Annotated in this window: 1 pseudogene; it reads left to right on the plus strand. The window is 78.9% G+C overall.

Going from position 1 to position 246, the window contains the following annotated elements:
- Positions 1–246, plus strand: a pseudogene (locus tag J7E93_RS00265) (MFS transporter); the annotation flags it as partial.

Genomic DNA, 246 nt, shown 5'->3' on the forward strand with positions numbered 1-246 from the left:
GGGCGGTCCTCGTCCGGCACGAGCGGCGCGCCGCCCACCCCCTCCTGCCGCCCGAGCTCCTGCGCTCCCGGCCCGTCGCGGCCGGCCTCGGCGCCCTCCTGGCCGCATCGGCCGCGCTCTTCGGCTCCCTCTTCGTGGCGACGTACTTCCTCCAGGACGCCCGCGGACTCGACCCCCTGACGAGCGCCCTGTGGACCCTGCCCCTCGCCGTCCTGATGGTGCTCGGCGCGCCCGCCGCCGCCCTGG

Origin of the sequence: Streptomyces sp. ISL-36 (assembly GCF_018614205.1) — a bacterium.
In the GTDB taxonomy this organism is placed as follows: Bacteria; Actinomycetota; Actinomycetes; order Streptomycetales; family Streptomycetaceae; genus Streptomyces.